Source organism: Psychrobacter sp. H25, assembly GCF_059076335.1.
In genome coordinates, this window is record NZ_JCACRV010000001.1 from 1,952,764 (window position 1) to 1,972,189 (window position 19,426).

Annotated in this window: 17 protein-coding genes; 6 read left to right on the top strand and 11 right to left on the bottom strand. The window is 44.0% G+C overall.

Annotated features, from left to right (window positions below; translation table 11 throughout):
• The first annotated feature begins 272 nt into the window (after positions 1–272).
• Positions 273–806, top strand: coding sequence for an SMI1/KNR4 family protein (locus AC5JPO_RS07890; protein WP_493853759.1), 534 nt, complete (start codon positions 273–275; stop codon positions 804–806).
• A 191-nt stretch (positions 807–997) separates the two neighbouring features.
• Here the strand turns inward: AC5JPO_RS07890 and purC are convergent, their stop codons facing one another.
• The 4 genes from purC to AC5JPO_RS07910 all read right to left on the bottom strand — a co-directional run bounded on the left by purC (position 998) and on the right by AC5JPO_RS07910 (position 5,215).
• Complete coding sequence (gene purC, locus AC5JPO_RS07895; protein ID WP_493853760.1) at positions 998–1,711, bottom strand: phosphoribosylaminoimidazolesuccinocarboxamide synthase; 714 nt, start codon at positions 1,709–1,711, stop codon at positions 998–1,000.
• A 129-nt stretch (positions 1,712–1,840) separates the two neighbouring features.
• Positions 1,841–2,164 carry a hypothetical protein gene (locus AC5JPO_RS07900; protein WP_493853761.1) on the bottom strand — a complete coding sequence of 108 codons (324 nt, stop codon included), beginning with the start codon at positions 2,162–2,164 and terminating at the stop codon, positions 1,841–1,843.
• A 144-nt stretch (positions 2,165–2,308) separates the two neighbouring features.
• Entirely contained in the window at positions 2,309–3,214 is a 906-nt protein-coding gene (dapA, locus tag AC5JPO_RS07905; protein ID WP_443525155.1) for a 4-hydroxy-tetrahydrodipicolinate synthase, read from the bottom strand.
• A gap of 636 nt (positions 3,215–3,850) precedes the next feature.
• Positions 3,851–5,215, bottom strand: a complete 1,365-nt coding sequence (locus AC5JPO_RS07910; protein WP_443525541.1) for a Do family serine endopeptidase — start codon at positions 5,213–5,215, stop codon at positions 3,851–3,853.
• Between the two features lie 879 nt (positions 5,216–6,094).
• On the opposite strand from AC5JPO_RS07910, the gene AC5JPO_RS07915 reads away from it, so the two are divergent.
• Entirely contained in the window at positions 6,095–8,428 is a 2,334-nt protein-coding gene (locus AC5JPO_RS07915; protein WP_493853762.1) for a cation:proton antiporter, read from the top strand.
• A 155-nt stretch (positions 8,429–8,583) separates the two neighbouring features.
• Here AC5JPO_RS07915 and tmk read toward each other — a convergent pair whose 3' ends face one another.
• Entirely contained in the window at positions 8,584–9,312 is a 729-nt protein-coding gene (tmk, locus tag AC5JPO_RS07920; RefSeq protein ID WP_493853763.1) for a dTMP kinase, read from the bottom strand.
• Between the two features lie 82 nt (positions 9,313–9,394).
• Positions 9,395–10,684 carry an endolytic transglycosylase MltG gene (gene mltG, locus AC5JPO_RS07925; protein ID WP_493853764.1) on the bottom strand — a complete coding sequence of 430 codons (1,290 nt, stop codon included), beginning with the start codon at positions 10,682–10,684 and terminating at the stop codon, positions 9,395–9,397.
• A 170-nt stretch (positions 10,685–10,854) separates the two neighbouring features.
• Between mltG and AC5JPO_RS07930 the strand changes: the two genes are divergently transcribed.
• Together AC5JPO_RS07930 and AC5JPO_RS07935 are read left to right on the top strand one after the other, a co-directional pair.
• Entirely contained in the window at positions 10,855–11,619 is a 765-nt protein-coding gene (locus AC5JPO_RS07930) for a DpnI domain-containing protein (RefSeq protein WP_493853765.1), read from the top strand.
• A 181-nt stretch (positions 11,620–11,800) separates the two neighbouring features.
• On the top strand, positions 11,801–11,968 hold the full coding sequence (locus AC5JPO_RS07935) for a DpnD/PcfM family protein (protein WP_493853766.1): 168 nt from the start codon (positions 11,801–11,803) through the stop codon (positions 11,966–11,968).
• Positions 11,969–11,971: 3 nt separating this feature from the next.
• Here the strand turns inward: AC5JPO_RS07935 and AC5JPO_RS07940 are convergent, their stop codons facing one another.
• Positions 11,972–13,000 carry an aminotransferase class IV gene (locus tag AC5JPO_RS07940; RefSeq protein WP_493853767.1) on the bottom strand — a complete coding sequence of 343 codons (1,029 nt, stop codon included), beginning with the start codon at positions 12,998–13,000 and terminating at the stop codon, positions 11,972–11,974.
• A gap of 3 nt (positions 13,001–13,003) precedes the next feature.
• Positions 13,004–13,669, bottom strand: coding sequence for a hypothetical protein (locus AC5JPO_RS07945; protein ID WP_493853768.1), 666 nt, complete (start codon positions 13,667–13,669; stop codon positions 13,004–13,006).
• 376 nt (positions 13,670–14,045) lie between these two features.
• Between AC5JPO_RS07945 and aroE the strand changes: the two genes are divergently transcribed.
• Complete coding sequence (aroE, locus tag AC5JPO_RS07950; RefSeq protein WP_493853769.1) at positions 14,046–14,909, top strand: shikimate dehydrogenase; 864 nt, start codon at positions 14,046–14,048, stop codon at positions 14,907–14,909.
• A gap of 63 nt (positions 14,910–14,972) precedes the next feature.
• Here aroE and AC5JPO_RS07955 read toward each other — a convergent pair whose 3' ends face one another.
• Entirely contained in the window at positions 14,973–16,097 is a 1,125-nt protein-coding gene (locus AC5JPO_RS07955) for an FUSC family protein (protein ID WP_493853770.1), read from the bottom strand.
• Between the two features lie 379 nt (positions 16,098–16,476).
• On the opposite strand from AC5JPO_RS07955, the gene AC5JPO_RS07960 reads away from it, so the two are divergent.
• The gene (locus AC5JPO_RS07960) at positions 16,477–18,297 is read left to right on the top strand and encodes an acyl-CoA dehydrogenase C-terminal domain-containing protein (protein ID WP_493853771.1); all 1,821 of its coding nucleotides are present in this window, start codon (positions 16,477–16,479) and stop codon (positions 18,295–18,297) included.
• 132 nt (positions 18,298–18,429) lie between these two features.
• Here AC5JPO_RS07960 and AC5JPO_RS07965 read toward each other — a convergent pair whose 3' ends face one another.
• Positions 18,430–18,804, bottom strand: a complete 375-nt coding sequence (locus AC5JPO_RS07965) for a 5-carboxymethyl-2-hydroxymuconate Delta-isomerase (RefSeq protein WP_493853772.1) — start codon at positions 18,802–18,804, stop codon at positions 18,430–18,432.
• Between the two features lie 90 nt (positions 18,805–18,894).
• A complete protein-coding gene (gene ybaK, locus AC5JPO_RS07970; protein WP_493853773.1) occupies positions 18,895–19,383 on the bottom strand; it encodes a Cys-tRNA(Pro) deacylase in 489 nt (162 codons plus the stop codon).
• Between the last annotated feature and the right edge of the window lie 43 nt (positions 19,384–19,426).

Consider the following 19,426-nt stretch of genomic DNA (forward strand, 5'->3'; position numbering starts at 1 on the left):
GCACTAGCAGTTCGATGCCTGTATAGGGAACCGAACCAGTTTAATAAGAATTATTGAATTGGTACATTGAGATAATCACAATGTACCCTTTGACGTACATACCGTGTCTATTCAGTTTCCAACATCCCTTTGTTATAGCCACTTTAACGGACGTTATCACAAGACACTCCCCTTTTCTTAATTACTCTTTGATACCAGCCATAATGCAATCACATACTGTTTCTCAAAGCTAGATCTTTGGTTTTCTAGAGGCTTATTTGGGCAGAAATAAAATGATAGATATTATAGAAAAAATACAGTTTCTCAAAGAGACTTGGAGTCAGCCGAAGAAGGCTAGCTACGACAACGAAAGCTACTCATTTGAGCTAATTTGTATATTTAACGAAGGTTCTTTAGAGTCTGAAATTGTCAGTACTTTTAATTTAATAGGTATTGAAGAATTACCTTTCGAATATAAGCAGTTTCTATTAGCCAGTAATGGCGCTTTCTTATTTTTGAATAAAAAGTATAACCAGGCTGGATTAGATCTCTATAGTTTAAAAGATTTTGAAGCCAAAATAGGCTTTTGGTTATCGAGCTATAGGGCAAATAGTCTAATTAAAGGCGATTTAATTATTGGTGAATTTGTTGGAGATAGTGATTTTGTAGTTTTGAGATGCGATAAGAAAGCTGATGATTATGGCGCTATTATTATTTCTCATCCATTTGATGAACGTAAAGATTGGTTCTACATAGAGGATGGTTTCTCAAAATTTTTATCAGATTTTGTGAAAGCTGAAGGATACAAATATTGGGAATCAATTTAGCTTAGGTGCATTCCCTCTCAGTAAGTACACCACCGTGTACACTGTGGCCACCTAAATAATTAATACCATTACTATCATTAGCCTACAGCTTAGCGTTCAAGTCCTTACTAGGGTACCATTATAAATATAATGCCATAAAAAAACTGAGCACATGGCTCAGTTTTTTATTTTATATTGTGACTATTGATAGCTTAGTTTAATGGTACACCAATACGGTCAGCCACTTCTTCATAAGCTTCGATCACATCACCCAATGACTGACGGAAACGGTCTTTATCAAGTTTCTTCTTGGTGTTCTTGTCCCAGATACGGCAGCCATCTGGTGAGAACTCATCACCTAACACGATACGGTCATGGAATACGCCAAACTCTAGTTTGAAATCAACTAGAACCAAATCACCCGCATCAAACAATGCTTTTAATACATCGTTGACTTGATAGGTTAGCTCTTCCATTTTGGCCAGCTGCTCTTTGGTCGCCCAGCCAAGAGAAACAGAAAGTGACTCGTTGACCATCGGATCACCTAACGCATCATCTTTATAAAACAGCTCATACGTTGGCGGCTTCAATTCTTGACCTTCTTCTAAGCCTAAACGGCGCACCAAACTACCAGCAGCAAAGTTACGTACCACGCACTCAACGGGAATCATATCCAAGCGCTTGACCAATACTTCGTCATCAGACAGTTGCTTTTCGAAATGCGTTTCGATGCCAGCATCAGACAATTTTTGCATGATAAAAGCGTTAAAGCGGTTATTGACCACACCTTTACGTGCCAATTGTTCGATACGCTTACCATCAAGCGCTGAAGTATCATCACGGAAGTGCAAAATCAGAAGATCATTGTCTTCTGTTTCATAGACAGATTTAGCTTTACCTTTATACAGCAGTTGTTGCTTTTGCATTATGGGGTTCCTGTTCGTTCAAGCTTATGTGGTAAAAACGCGCAGCGACCGCTCACTCTTATCTGGTAATATCGATGTCACTGTAATCAATAACGATAAAAGCCAGCGGTATAAATAAGGAAAATGAAATTAGTTCGAAGGGCTACTAACAGCACGCTGAGGTTTTGGCAGCTGATACTGATTGCCTGATTCGTTCTGTAGTTTGAGCGTATTTGCGCCAACGTTAGGTGTCGGATACAAAGGCACAAAAGGGGCCGTTTCTTGGGCAGCAGGAAGCTCGATTGGCGCAAGCTTTTTGCTTTGTTGATAATCTAAGCTACCGTTGTCACGCTTACCAAGTAGGTTCTTGGTTGCCTGACAGCCACTCAATACTAGCGTGCTACCCAAAACTAAGGTCAGCATCGCTGGAAATAATTTTTTCGTTGATGATACTGTCTTTGATGTTACTGTCATCGTATTGTCTCTCTGAGTTAGCAGTTGTTGCTCATGTGGGCAATTGACTTACCGTGATAAGGTGACTTGCTGCTAGATCGAATAACACTCATCTAATGTGCAGCAAGTCTTAAATCGCCGAATATCAATGTACTGGTTATCAATTTATCGTATGTTTGCTCGAACCAATGCTTCATCGATAGTCGCATGATGCTGCTCTGCCAACCAAACGAGCGGTAAGCGTATACCTTTATCGATAATGCCCATTTTGTGTAGTGCGTATTTTGCTGGGATAGGGCTTGATTCGATAAACAAATCACGATGTAAGTGCTTGACCACGTCGTGAATTTTGTCAGCCGCTTCAAAGTCACCGCGCAATCCTGCTGTAAATGTCTCGCTCATGGCTTTTGGTGCTACGTTTGCAGTCACTGAGATATTGCCTTTACCGCCTACTCTCAGCAAATCAAGCGCCGTGCCATCATCACCTGATAGGACAACCATTCTATCGCCAACTACTTTTATCAGTTGCTCGCCGCGACCGACAGAGCCTGTCGCATCTTTAATAGCAACGATATTATCAATATCACACAAACGCTCGACCGTATCTTGCGCAATATCAACCACTGTACGTCCTGGCACGTTATACAGCATTTGCGGTATGTTTACGGCTTTGGCGATGGCTTGGTAATGTTGATACAAGCCTTCTTGCGGCGGCTTGTTGTAATAAGGGGCAACCAATAACGCACAGTCTGCACCAGCATCTGCTGCATCTTGAGTCAGCTTGATAGCTTCCATGGTATTGTTGGCACCAGTACCCGCGATAACAGGCACGCGACCTTTGACATGCTTTACAAAGTAGCGAATAACATCACTATGCTCTTGCATAGATAAGGTTGCCGACTCGCCAGTAGTGCCGACAGCGACGAGGCAATGAGTGCCCTGCTCAATCTGCCAGTCTATGAGGTCTGCCAGACGTTTATAATCGACCGTGCCGTCAGGATGCATGGGCGTTACCAAAGCTACCATTGAGCCTTGTAGTCGGGTTTTAATCTCGTCGTATGCTGTGCTCATAACCGTGCCTTACTGTATTATCCTAGCTTTTATCAAAGCTGTCACATGATAGGTCGTTTGCAAGTGGTCAAATATTTATATGCGTCGATAAACGCTAATGACCATGTCTTGCTTGATGTTGATGCCGAATGTTTGTTTATTATAATAATACTTACATCGAAAATGACTGTGTATTTAGACCAGGTATTTAGACCAGGTATTTAGACCAGGTATTTAGACCAGGTATTTAGACCAGGTATTTAGACCAGGTATTTAGACCAGGTATTTAGACCAGGTATTTAGACCAGGTATTTAGACCAGTATTGACATCAGCTACGCTAATGATGATAAATACTTGCTCAGTCATCAAATATAATAATAAAAACGCCTGCTAGTGTAGCATATTTTTTTTTGACCGCTATCAATCAATTGATGATTGAAACACAAATTACAGACTAAAAAAGAGTCTTTTTTATTACTAAAAACCGTAACTATCAGCGCAAAAGCGCATCAATAGATAAGACTATCACTTAATAGTCAGTTTAGCGTAATGATTACCCACTGAGATAATCTTAACGAATCGTCAACACGTCAATAGTCGGGCGATATAGCCACACCTCTTATCTTGATTTCCCGAAAACTCACCTTCAGTAGTATCTACTCAATACGCAAGCCAATAATAGCAGGAATGCCTTGGCGGATGACTTCTATCGTTACCACGCCTTTTTTAGGAAGGGATGAGATAGCATTAGAGAAATCCGTTACCTTTTTGATCGGCTTTTGGTGGAAATTGGTGATGACATCACCGGCCAAAATCCCCGAACGTGCCGCAAGCCCAGTAGGGTCAACAGTCGTCACTAAGATACCCGTTTTTCTATCCTTAGCGATTTCTGCTTGCTCATCCTCAGTCAAATCACGCAAGCGCAAGCCCAGCTGTATATCATCACTCTGCTGATCGCCGCCCTGAGCTCTCACATCATCGGGTGCATAGGCAAGCTTACCGCTCACAATCATTTGCTTACCATTACGCTGAATCTGTGCGCGGAATGGATCGCTTGGCTTTGCTCGATTGAGTAAATTTAACAAGTCAGAGGCGCGCATGATTTGTACATTGTTATATTGCAAGATGATGTCACCAGGTTTTAGACCTGATTTTTGTGCTGGTGAATCTGGAGACACACGAGTTAGCAGGGCACCTTGAGGTCGATCCAGTTTGTACGCTTCGGCTAGATTACGGTCGATATCTTGCGGATAGATACCCAAATATGCACGGGCTACTTCACCATTGGTTTTTAATTGCTCATAGATATCCATCGCAGCATCAATTGGGATAGAGAACGACAGTCCCATATAGCCACCAGTACCACTGAAAATACGCGAGTTAATACCGATGACTTCGCCGCGCTGATTGAACAGCGGCCCACCCGAGTTACCCGGGTTCAACGCTACGTCTGTCTGGATAAATGGCACACTGGTCTCACGTGAGAAGCTGCGTGATTTTGCACTGACGATACCAGCAGAAGCAGAATAATCAAAGCCAAATGGTGAACCAATGGCCAGTACCGGCTCCCCTACTTTTAGGCTGTTTGAATCGCCAATCGGCAGCGCAGGAAACTGACTGCCTTCTACTTTTAACACAGCCACATCTGAGCGCTCGTCACTACCGACTAAGGTCGCATCCAGCTCTGTTCTATCATTCAGTGTGACAGTAATCTTGTCAGCGCCTTCGATGACATGATGGTTGGTCAGCATATAGCCGTTAGACGAGATAAAAAAGCCCGTACCATAAGCATTCTCAATCGCTGGCGTGGCTGCACGATCAGGGATACGCACACGGTCACCAAAGAACTGTCTTAACACTTCAGCCGTTTGGGCTTTAGCAAGCTCAGCTTCACTGATGGTTTTGGTGACGTTGACACGTGCTACCGCTGGTGTGACTTGTTGAACCAGATCAGAAAAATCAGCCGTCGTCACGGCAGCCTGGGCATTATTCATGGTTGTGACGCTGATACCAGCCACCATAGCGGTACTCACAGCAAATGCTAGTGCGCTACGCTGTAACCAAAGTCGCATATCGACAGTGGTTCGTGCTCTAAACATATTGATAGGCATATTGTCCTCCATATGAGTGGTCATTATTATTGTTATCGATCGTTATCATTGATCATTGTACGACGGTTATTTTTGATGATTACTGTTGATGGTTGTTTTCAATAGTATCTTATCCATGTTGCTTATAACTATCTTACAACCAAGCTACTATATCCATCATTATATCTGCTTACTCTCTCATTACTGCTCTATACATTATAGGACTACAGAACGTGGCAAATACGTCCGATCGTCACCCTTATATAGTGCCTAGTTGACCTCATATTATTGTCGTATTCGCAGCGTGCAAGACCACCGTCGCTACTGTATGATGAGTAAAACGCTGTGTTGTCATCGCCTCTATAGTGCAGAATAACCCAAGGTATCGCTATTTCATACTTACTTTGTACAATTTTATGGCGCTATGATGATATTGTGACCGGCGCTATCTACATGGGCATGAAATAAAACCATGCTATGATAGCAAGCAAAACATATTACTTAATAAACAAAAGTTACTTTGAAAAATATTATCGATGAGCAGTTTTATCAGGCTGACCATCATCACCCTTGTTTTCCATCTTTTGCATTTTTAGGACAATATTATTTGTCTACAGATGCTTTTGTCTTTACTACTTTATAGTATATATATCATATCTGGCTCATGTTGTGATTCATGATGGCTGTCAATGTTGTGACCCAGACACGGTAAGTACTGGTGACAACCGATTATTAGAATGAACGATGGCACTATTTTATAGTAGCTATGGATAGATATAAAATATGACAAGATTATAAAAGGATTAATTTATGGATACCGCCCTATTGCTATCCGGCGTGGTTGGGATCGGCATCGCCGCCCAATGGTTGGCTTGGTATTTAAAGCAACCGTCCATTTTATTTTTATTATTGATTGGTATTATCGTCGGTCCCGTATTAGGGATATTTGACCCCGATTTGGTATTGGGTGAGCTGATGTTCCCCTTTATCTCTCTGGGCGTCGCGATTATCTTATTTGAAGGTTCGCTGACCCTAGAGTTCGATGAGATCAAGCAGCACGGTACTGTCGTACAAATGCTAGTCTCGGTGGGTGTGCTTATCACCATCGCCATCGTAGCGCTATCGACTTACTTACTATTCGATGTCGACCCATTGATAGCTCTGCTGTTCGGGGCGCTAGTCTGTGTGACTGGTCCGACGGTCATTATGCCACTCCTGCGTAGTGTACGTCCCAACAAGACGATATCTAATATCCTCAAATGGGAAGGTATCATCATTGACCCAATCGGCGCGATTGCCGTTGTATTGGTCTATGAATATATTATCTCAGGCGGCGAAGCCAGTAGTATTTTGCTATTTGCCAAAATCGTTGTATTGGCTACAGCACTTGGCATGGCAGGTGCTTGGTTACTAGCGTTCCTCATGCGTCGACATATGGTTCCTGAGTTTCTACGCAATGTGTTTACCCTCGCGTTTGTGCTGGTATTGTTTTCGATTTCTAACCACTTAGAGCATGAGTCCGGTCTCTTGACGGTCACTGTACTGGGTGTGGCATTGGCAAACTGGCCAAAGTTCCCTCGCGAAACGATTTTGGAGTTCAACGAGTCGTTGACCGTTCTGCTTATCTCTGTCCTGTTCATTATTCTGGCGGCTCGTGTCGAGTTGGCAAGCTTATTGAGCGTGGGTTTTGCGGGGCTAGTACTACTTGCTATCGTCATGTTTGTGGCACGTCCTCTATCGGTCTGGGCATCGGCTATTGGCTCAAACCTCAAGACCAATGAAAAGCTGATGATTAGCTGGATTGGACCACGTGGTATCGTTGCTGCTGCTATCTCATCACTGTTTGCGATTCGTTTGCAAGAGTATGATATTCAGGGTGTCGAGCTGCTCGTACCACTGGTGTTTATGGTCATCATCGGTACGGTCATGATTCAAGGACTGGGTGCAAAAGTAGTCGGTAACTTGCTCGGCGTACGCGAGCCTGAAACCAACGGTATTCTGATTGTCGGCTCAAACCCCATCGCCCTATTGATTGCAACATCGCTCAAAGACCAAGGGTTTGACGTCATCGTCGCGCATAACAACTATACCAATATTGCACGCGCCCGTATGAGTGGACTGCGTACGTACTTTGGTAACCCTATCTCCGATCATGCCGATCATCATCTCGATCTTATCGGTATTGGTCGTTTGTTTGCCATGAGTATGGATAAAGAGATGAACACCCTGTCTGAGATTCATTATCGTCATGAATTCGGAGAGCGTAAGCTATACCGTCTCAAATTCAGTGATGAAAAAGTCAGAAGTGAGCGTGACGACAAGCAATCAAACTTCCACTCGCAGTGGCTATTTGGCAAAGATGTGACGTATACCAAACTTGCTAGTATGCTGTCCAAAAAAGCCCGTATCAAAATCACTAACATCACTGACAGCTATAGCTTTGAGCAGTATAAAGCGGATAACAAACAGTTCGTACCGCTGTATACGATAGACAAAGAAGGCAAGCTGCATGTCATCACTGATAAATTCGACGGTACAGTACCTCGTGATCGTAAGCTTATCTCACTGGTCGTGGATGACGAAGTACAGCCAAAACCTGTCGACGTGACCGCTAAGCAAGAGCAAGCACGTATGGCAGCTGACGCTAACTTTGAATCGAGTTCAAAAGCGCCTGAAAAGCGCAAAGAGAAAGAACTAAGCGGTGATAGTAGCCCAAAAGTTGAGCCAGAGACTCCGACGGATACTACCAAAAGCACTGAGCAGAATACGGTTACTCAGTCATCAACGGTTCAGGATAGTAACGTGGACAAGTCATTTACTATTACACCAGTAGCGGCTGAGGATACAGATATAGAGCAAAAAACAGCTTCTACCAACTCTACTAGTAATGCTCATACAGGTGTAATGTCCGCAAACTCAACAGCGACCTCAAAGACGAAAACCTCTACTCACAGTAATGGTAACGGCAACGCGCCAAAAAACAAGAAAGGCGCGCTTGATCCCAATCGTCTTCCTGATTCTGGTCAAGACAATGCGACTAATACGAATGCCAAAGCTGATACTAGTACTGGCACCGATACTTCTGTCACTGTTGAAAAACCAGCCGATCAAAGTGAACCACGTGATAAAAATAGTGATAAATGACATCTGTAGCTGTTTAACCGCTAATGTCATAGTTCGTTAAATAATAAACGTTGATGAACAAAAAGCCCCAGCTATGTGCTGGGGCTTTTTGTTTTTATCACATCTGATGGAGCATCAGCGCTACTAACAAGATAGAACCGATCAATCAGACCTGATTATTCTATAGCGAACCTTTCTGTGACGGTTTGCCATATGCGAGCACTCACCTCATCTGTGCTGCCTGATGCATCGATACGTTGTATACGCTCAGGATGCGAGCTTGCAAGCCGGCTAAAGCCATTATGCACCCACATAAAAAACGTCATTGCCTGCTGCTCAAAGCGATCGGCTGTGCTGCGCTTATTGGCGCGCGCCATGCCTTCTGCTACTGGCAAATCAAGCCACAACGTTAGCTCAGGCAATTGCGTTACGAACTGAGCGATTAGCGTCTCAATCTTGGTTAGCATTACCTTGTCACCATGCGCCCGTCCGAACCCTTGATAGGCAATAGTAGAGTCCGTAAATCTATCACAGATGACCCATATGCCCTGTTGTAGTGCAGGCATGATGACTCGCTGAATATGATCACAGCGCGCCGCGAACAGCAGCAGCAGCTCTGTATCATCCTCAATCTTAGTGGCAGGGTCTAGCAACATATCACGCAGTCGCTCAGCGAACGGACTACCACCTGGCTCGCGCGTACGTAGATATTTAACGCCGCTTTCTTCTAGTCGCAAGCACAGTTGCTCAATTGCCGTGGTCTTACCTACACCTTCAGTCCCCTCAAAACTAATGAATCGTCCTATATTAGGTGTGCTGGTAGTCTGTACATCATCGGAGCTGATGAGGTTCGATGATGCCGTGCTGGTATGTGATGGTGCGCTGATATTCATAGATACTGACATGATATGACCTTATGTCATTGATGAGCGCTATAGTTAGATTATAGCGCTCAATAAACGATAAGTTTTATAAATTAGAGGGCATTTACTGCGGCGGTGTTTGAGATTTTTTCTCACGCATGACGCTTAGATAGTCTTTGACCGCTTGGTTGTGCTCAGCCAGACTGTTGGTAAATTTGTGTCCGCCATTGCCTGTCGCCACAAAGTAGAGCGCCTCACTGTCGGCAGGATGCAGTGTTGCTTCGATAGAGGCAGCAGAAGGCAGCGCAATAGGGGTTGGTGGTAAGCCGTCAATCTGATAGGTATTATAAGAGGTTTTTTCATCGATGTCGCGGCGGCGAATATTACCATCATAGCGACTGCCCATCCCGTAGATAATGGTCGGATCCGTTTGCATACGCATGTTTTTGTTTAGACGGTTTCTGAACACCGCAGAGACCAGCTCGCGTTCTTCAGGTACGCTGGTTTCTTTTTCGATGATAGAGGCCATCACTAGCGCCTCATAAGGACTCTTATAAGGTAGATCCGGTGCGCGGTTTTCCCACGCCTCAGTAAGGGCTTGCTGCTGGCGTTTGTATAGGTCAGTAAGGACTTTTTTGTCGCTGGTACCTTTACCATAGTAATACGTATCAGGAGCAAACCAACCTTCAAGATTGTAATTAACAATTGGGTCGCTGCTACTCGTCACAGCATCTGGCAGTATGCTTGCCAAGTCCAGTGCTTGTGCAATACTGGCATTGTCACTGTCTGCGGTCAGTACTTCTTTTTTGATATTGTCATTATCACGTAGCGTTTGATACAAATCTTTTGATGTTTTGCCTTCGATAATTTGTACCTTTACCATAGCTGCTTTTGCACCCTGCTCTAATATTTGCAGTGCCTCCGCGATGGTTGGGTTTTCAGGCAGCTGATAAATACCGGCGTGCAATGGAGCGTCAACTTGTGACTTAATATACAGCTTGGCGACACTGGCCGAAAATAGCGGAATCTGGTTTTGCCACTGTGGCAACAAACCATAGTAGGTCTGACCTTGGTCAATAGTGACCATTTGCTGTGGCTGCTCAATACGACCGAACAGTGTCTGATAGACCATGACTAAGAAAAACGCAGCAATAAGTCCCAACACCAGCAGTACTTGATAACCACGCTGCATAAAAAATGAGGGGTTATTGACTTTGTATTGGCGCGGTTTACTGTTACCGCTGATAAGCGAGACGTTGGTTGGTTGCGTTACAGATGTGTCCTTCACCCCATCTACCACGGTTTGATCGTCCGGTAGCGTGGTATCGACACGCTCCTCGACTGTGCCATCTTGTTTATTTGATGGCGTCTCATTGGGACGTTCAGGTGGTGTGCTGGATGTAGGCTTGCTCATGGCAACTCGCGAGGCAGATGTTTGCTAGAATTTAGCACTGAACCGTGTGATTTTCAATGGTATTTGCTTAGCTTATCGATTATCTTGCTATTGATAGCAATTTATAGGGCTGAATACTCAGATACTTTTTTCAGTATTTTGCGCTTATCTATTAATAATGAAAATATTTTATGAACCTACATTTTAACCAAAGTCTTGCTAAAAACTATACGTCTAAAGCGCAAATTATTCGCGTACTTAGTGAGGGATGGGTAAAAGAAAATGGGTACTGTCCCAGCTGTAACGAGCAGCCTTTGAATGAATTTACGAACAACAGGCCAGTTGCTGATTTTTATTGCGAAAATTGTAATGAGCAATATGAGCTAAAAAGTAAAAAAGCCAAGTTAAGCAATGTTGTCAATGATGGCGCTTATAAGACGATGATTGAGCGTATCAAGAGTAAGGACAACCCCAGCTTCTTCTTTTTGACCTACTCAAAGGAATACAGCGTCAATAATTTTCTGATTATTCCCAAGCATTTCTTTACGCCCAATATTATTGTTAAGCGTAAACCCTTATCAGTGACGGCAAAACGAGCAGGTTGGGTTGGTTGTAATATCGACTTACGCCAAGTACCCGAATCAGGCAAAGTGTTTTTGGTCAAAAACCAGCAAGTTATACCGCGTGAAAATGTCACCCAACAGTTCCAAAAGTCTTTGTTTTTACGCAAGCAATCTATGGCCTCACGCGGTTGGACACTCGATGTCTGGCAATGTATTGACCGTCTCGATGTCAGTTTTTCTCTTAATCAGGTTTATGCTTTCACTCATGAGTTGCAGCTTAAACACCCTGAAAACAGTCATGTAAAAGATAAAATCCGCCAACAGTTACAAATATTACGAGACAAAGGTATTATTGAATTTGTAAGCCGTGGTCAGTATCGAAAGTTATACTAATCGCTTCTTTTTTTGACCTGCATGATATAAAAAATCACTGAATAACTTCCTTTAAGACACAAGACCACGTAACAAAAGACGATCACTTCTTTTGAGGGCTTTTGCTAATCTACTTAGCATTGATGACTAAAGTTATTTGTGAAAAATGGAAGTGAATACGACAAGAAAAGATGAGAAAACGATGCAAAAATTTCAAATAGAGATTGTCGAAACACTAAGCAATATTGTGGAAGTCGTCGCAGAAGACAAACAAAGTGCGCTTTTAAAAGCGCAAGAGATGTATAGCAGTGAGCAAGTGGTTTTATATCCTGATGACTTCGTTGATACTAAATTCAATATTTTCCAATAACAACTAAACGGATTCAAAATCTACAAAATCCCCTGACAGTAACGTCAGGCTAGTCATTGGCATGATACCGCGCAGTGCATTGCAAAAGAATAACTGCGTGACTCTAGGCAAATCTTCATCTGATAACGACCGTATCACCACTGGATATTGCGTCGTGGATAGAGCATCGATAATTACCTGACGCATAACACCAGCAACGCCCGATTGAGTCATAGAAGGCGTGTACCATTGACCGCTGGTTAAATAATCACCTTGGGCTAGAGATCTGTCATCACCCTTGTGACTGTTGGAGGATTTTTTAGACTCTGATATTGGCTTATCTGCCAATTGATAAAATACATTACTCATTGTACCCTCAACCCACTGCCCGCTCATATCGCGCAGCAGTCCTTCACCAAGCATTACCGCAAGTTTAGAGGCCAATGGCTCAGATTTTATCTGCTGTAGCTCACCACTAGCGAGGACATTGTCTAAACGATTAAGACTCTTGAGACCTGCCAGCGGTGGCGGTAAGCAAGCAATCTGCGAAGACAAACATATTGCCGAGGCATGAGGTTGGATGGGTACCAAACTCCCATCGGGCAAAGGCAGTTGCAGCGCCGTAGATACTCTCATGACCGTAGCCTTTAGCCATATCTCACAGTCGCTTCCATTTGCACTAGGTGTATAACCATAACCGCGTACATCCTGCGTAGCACGAGTGACTACGAGTTTTAGCATACCCTGCTCTAATTGCTGGGCATACAGTTGCAGCACTGCTAATAACGCTTCGCTGTTTATATTTAACTGCAAGGCGTCAGCATGAGAGACGAGCCGCTGATAATGATAGTCTGACCACAGTATCAACCCATCGATGACGCCCATGGTAGTAAAAAATCCATCGCCATATGCTAGTCCGCGATTATCTAGAGACACCGTCACCGTTTGGCTAGTCGACCGATTATCTTCGGTCACACTATTGTCTTTGGTCAAACTGCTGTCTTGTGGATACAGACATACCCAGCCATTCGGTACTGACGTCTTGTCTATCATAGTTTAGCTATCGTCTGTTTGGGCATCAGATTTATTGATGACCAGCATACAGCTATAAAACTCGCATTTCGCCAGTTCTACTTTTTGTCCGCCAACGACTCTGTTTTTGACGATTTGACCATTGAGCATTTCACCGACCAGTTTGCCGCCTTCATCACTCATCAGTTGTCGCGATAGCTGGTAGGCTTTTTTGGCATGGTTTTGACTCAGCTCTTTTTCGTTGTCAGAGTCGGTAGGGTTGGCATAATACCAGCCAAGCTCTAGATACTTTTCAGAATCGATAATATCCAGATAAGGCGCATCTGTTTTCATAAAGCGGTATTTGGTCGCAGGGTTACTGGCATAGTCTAGGCTATTTTCATCCGTGCTCATCACCTCACCGAACGCCGACTGGATACCATTGAGCTCATTGACACTGATCGGCTCTACCGTATCAGCGCCCCATGCCGAGATGTCATATTTCACTGGTGTGCCTTGCTGGGCAGCTTGCGTATCCGTATCAGAATTATCAGTCGTATTGACTGGTGCGTCAGTGACTGTCTGCTCGCTACTCTCAGCATTTGCTTCTGGATTTTGAGTATCGTCTTTGGTGCTATCACAGCCACTTAATGACACACTAACCGCCATTATCGTACCAACTAGCAGGGTCTGAAGGTTATGATTCCACATGGGTTGTTTACTCACACTTTTAAATTAGTCTCAAAATGACATTACCGAGCTGACACAGATGCCGCCGATAACGAAGAATTTTTAATAAATAATGTATTTAATAAAAGTTATAACCTTACAATCATTAGAGCATATTAATTAACATATAATCCATAGTTTACCCAACTGCTCATTGCTTGACTACCTTTTACGTTACGCATAGTAGTCTTGGAGAGTACATATTTGTTAAAGCATTAATCCTTTAATATTACTGGCTAATGACTTATTTTTGGTTGACCCTTCGGTTTGTCAGTCATCGTTTTATCGCTTATGATGGTTGGTCATGACTGACGGCTTCTTTGATAATGCCTCGCCCCTTTTAGCTAACGGACTATTTATGACTCAACACTTTATCGTCATTGGCAATCCGATTGCCCATAGTAAATCTCCAGCAATTCATGAGCAGTTTGCGCGACAAGTAGGGGCAGATATCAGCTACCAACGTCAGTATTGCCCTGCTGACGATGCCAGTTTTATCGCTGTCGTTGAGGCGTTTTTTTGTGGTGGTGGCGTGGGTGCCAATGTGACTGTTCCTTTTAAACAAACGGCTTATGATCTTTGCACAGCGCGCGGTGGTCTATCGGATCACGCCAAAACGGCAGGCGCAGTCAACACCCTACTGATAAACAAAGCATTAGTCGCAAAAGGCGCCTCGATAACAGAGGCTATATATGGCGATAATACAGATGGGCAAGGACTCGTCAATCACATCGTAAGCTTGGGCTGGCCACTAACTGATGCTCGTGTCGCGCTCATTGGGGCAGGCGGCGCTGCACGCGGTGTCATATTGCCGCTGATTGAAGCAGGTATTGGCACCCTTACTATTGCCAATCGTACCGTGAGTAAAGCAACTGATTTAGTAAAAGAGCTAAGTGCCGCCAGTCCCGTCATTGCAGCAAAGCAAATTGAGAGCTGTGTTACTAATGAGTTAAGCGGTGCCTTTGATATTATTATCAATGCCACCTCTATTGGCTTGTCAGGTGACACCTTACCTCTGGATGATAATCTAAACTGCCAGTACGCTTATGACATGATGTACGGGCGCGCGCTACCGTTTTTGCAGCATTTTGCGGCGCGAGATGCCCAAGTATCAGAAGGCTACGGCATGCTCATCGGACAAGCGGCGCTGAGTTTTGAGCGCTGGACGGGTCATACTATCGACGTCGCCAAAGCCACAGCAGCATTGAGCCAGAAATCATGATGAATACCGCCCATGATTAATGACTACTGACTAAACGAGCGGTATCAAAAAGACTGCTGCTTTTTATGCACCAAAACGCAGCAGCAACCAATTCTCAAAACGCCGTAGTGGTACGCGTAATCGCGCGGAATGTATCGCCAAACCGCCGCTCAATCCAATCGCACAGCCGAGCGCTGTATCAATCATACGTGCGTTGATAACCACGCTCGCCACTGGCGGCACAAGCATCGTACTGCCATATTCTGCAATAAATATCGTCAACGGTGTGATAAAAATCACCGCCAGTCCGTAATGCCGATCGACAAACGACTCAATCAAAAACATCATAGATAGTATCGCTACGGCAACACCCCACATCGATAGTCCCCAAGACAGCATCCAGTTTGCAACCGCCATACCAACCAACGTGCCTAGCAAGCGATGCAACTGCTTAATCCACATGGTCCGTAGTTGCATGCCTTGGATAATAATAAAACAACTCATCGCCGCCCAGTATGGATAAGGCATATCTAACAGTACCGCTATCACCAATGCCAAACTGACAAAACTTACGACAATGAGACTGTCACTGATCGTATCTGGCTCATACTGATAGCTAGGTGCAGGGGCGATAGGACGTGCGGCGAGTAGAAACAATGTATAGAGCAGCGCTAACAGCATCGAAGACCCGCTGCCCAACAGTACAAGTCCTATGGCTGATAGGGTTTGGTCTATCGGCACAGGAATAAACAGCGCAATGGCACCTGCCATCAATACAAACAACCCTGCTGGTGGTGGCTGCCGATAATAGCGACCTAGCATCACAACACCAAGAGCAATGAACATAAATACAGGAAGCCTGAGCACAGGCAGCTGCTGCGCCATGAGTCCCAGTGCAAAACTAAGTATCATGGCAAACCCCCAAGCCATTACCGTCACCAATCGATAAGGTAATGTACCAGCCAATGGCAAGTTCAGAATAATCATCGACCCTAATGACGCTTTAATACCGGAGGACAAGTCACCAAAATAAGCACCCACAAATACCGGAAAGCTAATGGCAATCGCCATAACAATAGGCATGTGCCACGGTCTTTGGCTACGATTGATGGTGAGTAGATGTCCAAGCTCTCCATCAATAAGCAGTTTTATGCGAGTGAATAGCGCGGACAACCCTGACCCTTGTTTTTGCTGTTTTAACTCACTCATAAAAGACTTTCCTCGTTTATCAAATCGACTCTCTTCGTGTTTTTACTCATTATAGATAGTGGGTTACAGACAGTTTCGAGACCTATATCGCTTACATATAATAACTAAATGTAATTAATAAAACATCAAAACATGAATAATAGTTATTAGTTGTATATTTGTTGCCCTATAAGATTTATAATCATATCAACGCCATAACAGCTGACGCTTAACAAGGACGTCTTACTTACCCTCACAACGGACTTGCTGTTTATTACCAGTCCATATGACGACCTATAGTGTCTATCTCACTTAAAATAAGCAAATATCGCTGACATGCATTTTGACTCAAATATTGCGCCATAAGTCTATGATAGCGAACCAACCAAAGAGAGCGATTATGTTAACTTACAAAGCACCTTTACGTGATATCAAATTTTTGTTTAATGATGTATTTGATTTTCAAACCCACTATAAAGATTTGGACAACGGCGAAAATGCCGATCCTGAAACTGTAGACATGATTCTACAAGGCATGGCTGATTTTGCTGAAAACGTCATTGCGCCTCTCTACCAATCAGGTGGTGAAGAAGGCTGTCATTTCGAAGATGGTGTAGTGACTACGCCAAAAGGTTTCAAAGAAGCTTATGACCAGTTTGTAGAAGGTGGCTGGCAAGGTATCTCATACCCTGAAGAGTTTGGTGGTATGAATTTGCCAACCTCAATCAACCTTATCAAAGCTGAGATGATAGGTACTGCTAACTGGTCGTGGTCGATGTACCCTGGTCTATCAACGGGTTGTATCAACACGTTGCTACAGTACGGTACAGATGAACAAAAAGCGCTTTATTTGCCAAAACTGGTCGAAGGCTCATGGGCAGGTACCATGTGTTTGACTGAGCCACAGTGTGGTACCGATTTGGGTCAGGTAAAATCAAAAGCAATCCCGCAAGAAGACGGTACATATAAAGTCAGCGGCACCAAAATCTTTATCTCAAGCGGTGAGCATGACTTAACAGATAACATCGTCCATATCGTTCTAGCACGTCTACCAAATGCACCAGAAGGCACGCGCGGTATCTCATTATTCATCGTACCTAAGTTCATGCCGAACGCTGAAGGTGAAGCTGGCGAGCGCAATGCCGTAGTTTGTGGTTCAATTGAGCACAAAATGGGCATCAGCGCATCTTCGACGTGTGTATTGAACTTTGATGGTGCAACAGGCTATCTGATTGGCGAGCCGCACAAAGGCCTAAAAGCCATGTTCACATTCATGAACACGGCTCGTATCGGTACGGGTATCCAAGGTCTGGCGCATACAGAGCTGTCTTTCCAAAATGCGCTTCCTTATGCTAAAGAGCGCCGCTCAATGCGTACGTTATCAGGTACTAAAGACCCTGAAAAAGTAGCTGATGCGATCATCCATCATGCTGATGTACGCCGTATGCTACTGACACAAAAAGCCTTTGCCGAAGGCGGCCGCTCAATGATTTATCATTCGGCACGCTACGCTGATAAAATGGTACAGGGTATCGTCAATGGCGATGATGAAGAATTCGAAAAATGGGATGACAAGCTAGGCTTCTACACGCCAATCCTAAAAGGCTTCTTAACTGAGCTGGGTATCGAAGCTGCCAAGCATGGTCAGCAAGTCTATGGTGGTCACGGCTATATCAAAGAATGGGGCATGGAGATGATCGCTCGTGATGCTCGTATTGCGACGATGTACGAAGGTACTACTGGCGTACAGGCACTTGATCTACTAGGTCGTAAGGTTATCTTACAGTCTAAAGGTAAGATTATCCGTGATTACACCTCTAGCATCATGAAATGGTGTGGCGAGTACGCACTTGATAAAGAAATGCGTAAATTCGTTTGGGCACTGACCAAACTATGTGCTGAGTGGAACACCTTGACGGTACGCTTGATGCTGATGGCACGTAAAGATCGTGAAATCATCTCAGCAGCGTCAGAAGACTTCCTCATGTACTCAGGCTACGTGATGATGGGTTACCATTGGGCTCGTATGGCAGCAGTGGCTTATGACAAACTTGAAAATGGTGGTACAGAAGCACCAGAATTCTACAAAGCTAAAATTCAAACTGCTGAATTCTACTTTGATAAGCTGTTACCTCGTACGTCAGGCCATGCTGAAGCGATGGTCGCACCTAGCGAAAGCATGACTGCAATGGATATCGAACACTTCTCGTTCCTAGACTAAGATTGTACGAATAAGCCATAAAAAAGCGCCTATCATTTAGGCGCTTTTTTGTGCTTCATTAAAAATGCGTTAGTACATCGTATTCAATACAATAGACTTGGAAAACAATAGATTTGGAAAGTATAACCGCTGTTAGCTACCTAGCATCTTCTTGTGATACACCGCACTAATCTCTTCAACTTCCACACATATCTGCAAAGCTGCACGTCCCGACTGCTCATGCCCTATCTTGTCCTCGATGGCTGCAACCAGTAGCTCAGCCAGTTGATTGCGAGTCTCTATATCGCGGCCGCTCATTAGCTTTAGATGCGCATAGACAAACCCATTGGTCTGCTCATCGTCTTCAACACCTACCAAAAATGTCTCCATAGGTATGATACGTGCCTTGATATCAGTAGATTGCTTAAACTGTCCACTGTCCCACAGCGCTTTGTTTAGCGACTTGAGCAATGACTCTTCGTGAGCGATACGAACGTTTGGCGTGACTTGAAGGGTTAAATGCGGCATGAGTACATCCTTAGATATAGAGAAATTAATAAATAAATTGGCTCATCAGTTTACGCGTTCTGCCTGACTACCGTAAAATATTTATTGATATTATTCATCAGTAATCGCACTAAAACAGGCATCAAGTGTCTGAGCCAATTGTACGGGTGGCAGCTCAATCTCTAAACCGCGACGACCACCGCTGACATAGATGGTTAACTGATCTTGAGCCGTGTTATCTATCACTGTCTTCAGGCGCTTTTTTTGTCCTAAAGGACTGACGCCGCCCAGTACATAGCCCGTGCTGCGCTCGACTTGTTTTGGGTCAGCCATCTGTACTTTTTTGCAGGACAGCAATTTATTGGCAGATAACGCCTTGGCCATTTTTTTAAAATTAAGCGTTTTATCTACTGGCAGTATCGCGACAGCAAGCACATCGCTATCCGTTGATACAACCAATGTCTTAAACACTTGTGTCGCATCCACGCCAAGCTTTTCTGCAGCTTCTAGTCCAAACGATGGGGCATGGCTGTCGTGAGTATATTCGTGTACTTGATAATCAAGACCACGTTTTTTGGCAAGGTCGATAGCTGGCGTCATAGGATTTAGGCTTAGTATAGTGAAGTTAAAAAGTAGAAGACAC

Bases quoted from the DNA above. Each gene is read 5' to 3' on its own strand.
- aroE (WP_493853769.1), top strand. From the start codon at position 14,046: ATGACTCAACACTTTATCGTCATTGGCAATCCGATTGCCCATAGTAAA.
- AC5JPO_RS07960 (WP_493853771.1), top strand. From the start codon at position 16,477: ATGTTAACTTACAAAGCACCTTTACGTGATATCAAATTTTTGTTTAAT.
- AC5JPO_RS07910 (WP_443525541.1), bottom strand. From the start codon at position 5,215: ATGGTGGCTGGTATCAGCGTCACAACCATGAATAATGCCCAGGCTGCC.
- AC5JPO_RS07945 (WP_493853768.1), bottom strand. From the start codon at position 13,669: ATGTGGAATCATAACCTTCAGACCCTGCTAGTTGGTACGATAATGGCG.
- AC5JPO_RS07935 (WP_493853766.1), top strand. From the start codon at position 11,801: ATGCAAAAATTTCAAATAGAGATTGTCGAAACACTAAGCAATATTGTG.
- AC5JPO_RS07900 (WP_493853761.1), bottom strand. From the start codon at position 2,164: ATGACAGTAACATCAAAGACAGTATCATCAACGAAAAAATTATTTCCA.
- AC5JPO_RS07940 (WP_493853767.1), bottom strand. From the start codon at position 13,000: ATGATAGACAAGACGTCAGTACCGAATGGCTGGGTATGTCTGTATCCA.
- dapA (WP_443525155.1), bottom strand. From the start codon at position 3,214: ATGAGCACAGCATACGACGAGATTAAAACCCGACTACAAGGCTCAATG.
- AC5JPO_RS07955 (WP_493853770.1), bottom strand. From the start codon at position 16,097: ATGAGTGAGTTAAAACAGCAAAAACAAGGGTCAGGGTTGTCCGCGCTA.
- mltG (WP_493853764.1), bottom strand. From the start codon at position 10,684: ATGAGCAAGCCTACATCCAGCACACCACCTGAACGTCCCAATGAGACG.
- AC5JPO_RS07915 (WP_493853762.1), top strand. From the start codon at position 6,095: ATGGATACCGCCCTATTGCTATCCGGCGTGGTTGGGATCGGCATCGCC.
- AC5JPO_RS07930 (WP_493853765.1), top strand. From the start codon at position 10,855: ATGAACCTACATTTTAACCAAAGTCTTGCTAAAAACTATACGTCTAAA.
- purC (WP_493853760.1), bottom strand. From the start codon at position 1,711: ATGCAAAAGCAACAACTGCTGTATAAAGGTAAAGCTAAATCTGTCTAT.
- tmk (WP_493853763.1), bottom strand. From the start codon at position 9,312: ATGTCAGTATCTATGAATATCAGCGCACCATCACATACCAGCACGGCA.
- ybaK (WP_493853773.1), bottom strand. From the start codon at position 19,383: ATGACGCCAGCTATCGACCTTGCCAAAAAACGTGGTCTTGATTATCAA.
- AC5JPO_RS07890 (WP_493853759.1), top strand. From the start codon at position 273: ATGATAGATATTATAGAAAAAATACAGTTTCTCAAAGAGACTTGGAGT.
- AC5JPO_RS07965 (WP_493853772.1), bottom strand. From the start codon at position 18,804: ATGCCGCATTTAACCCTTCAAGTCACGCCAAACGTTCGTATCGCTCAC.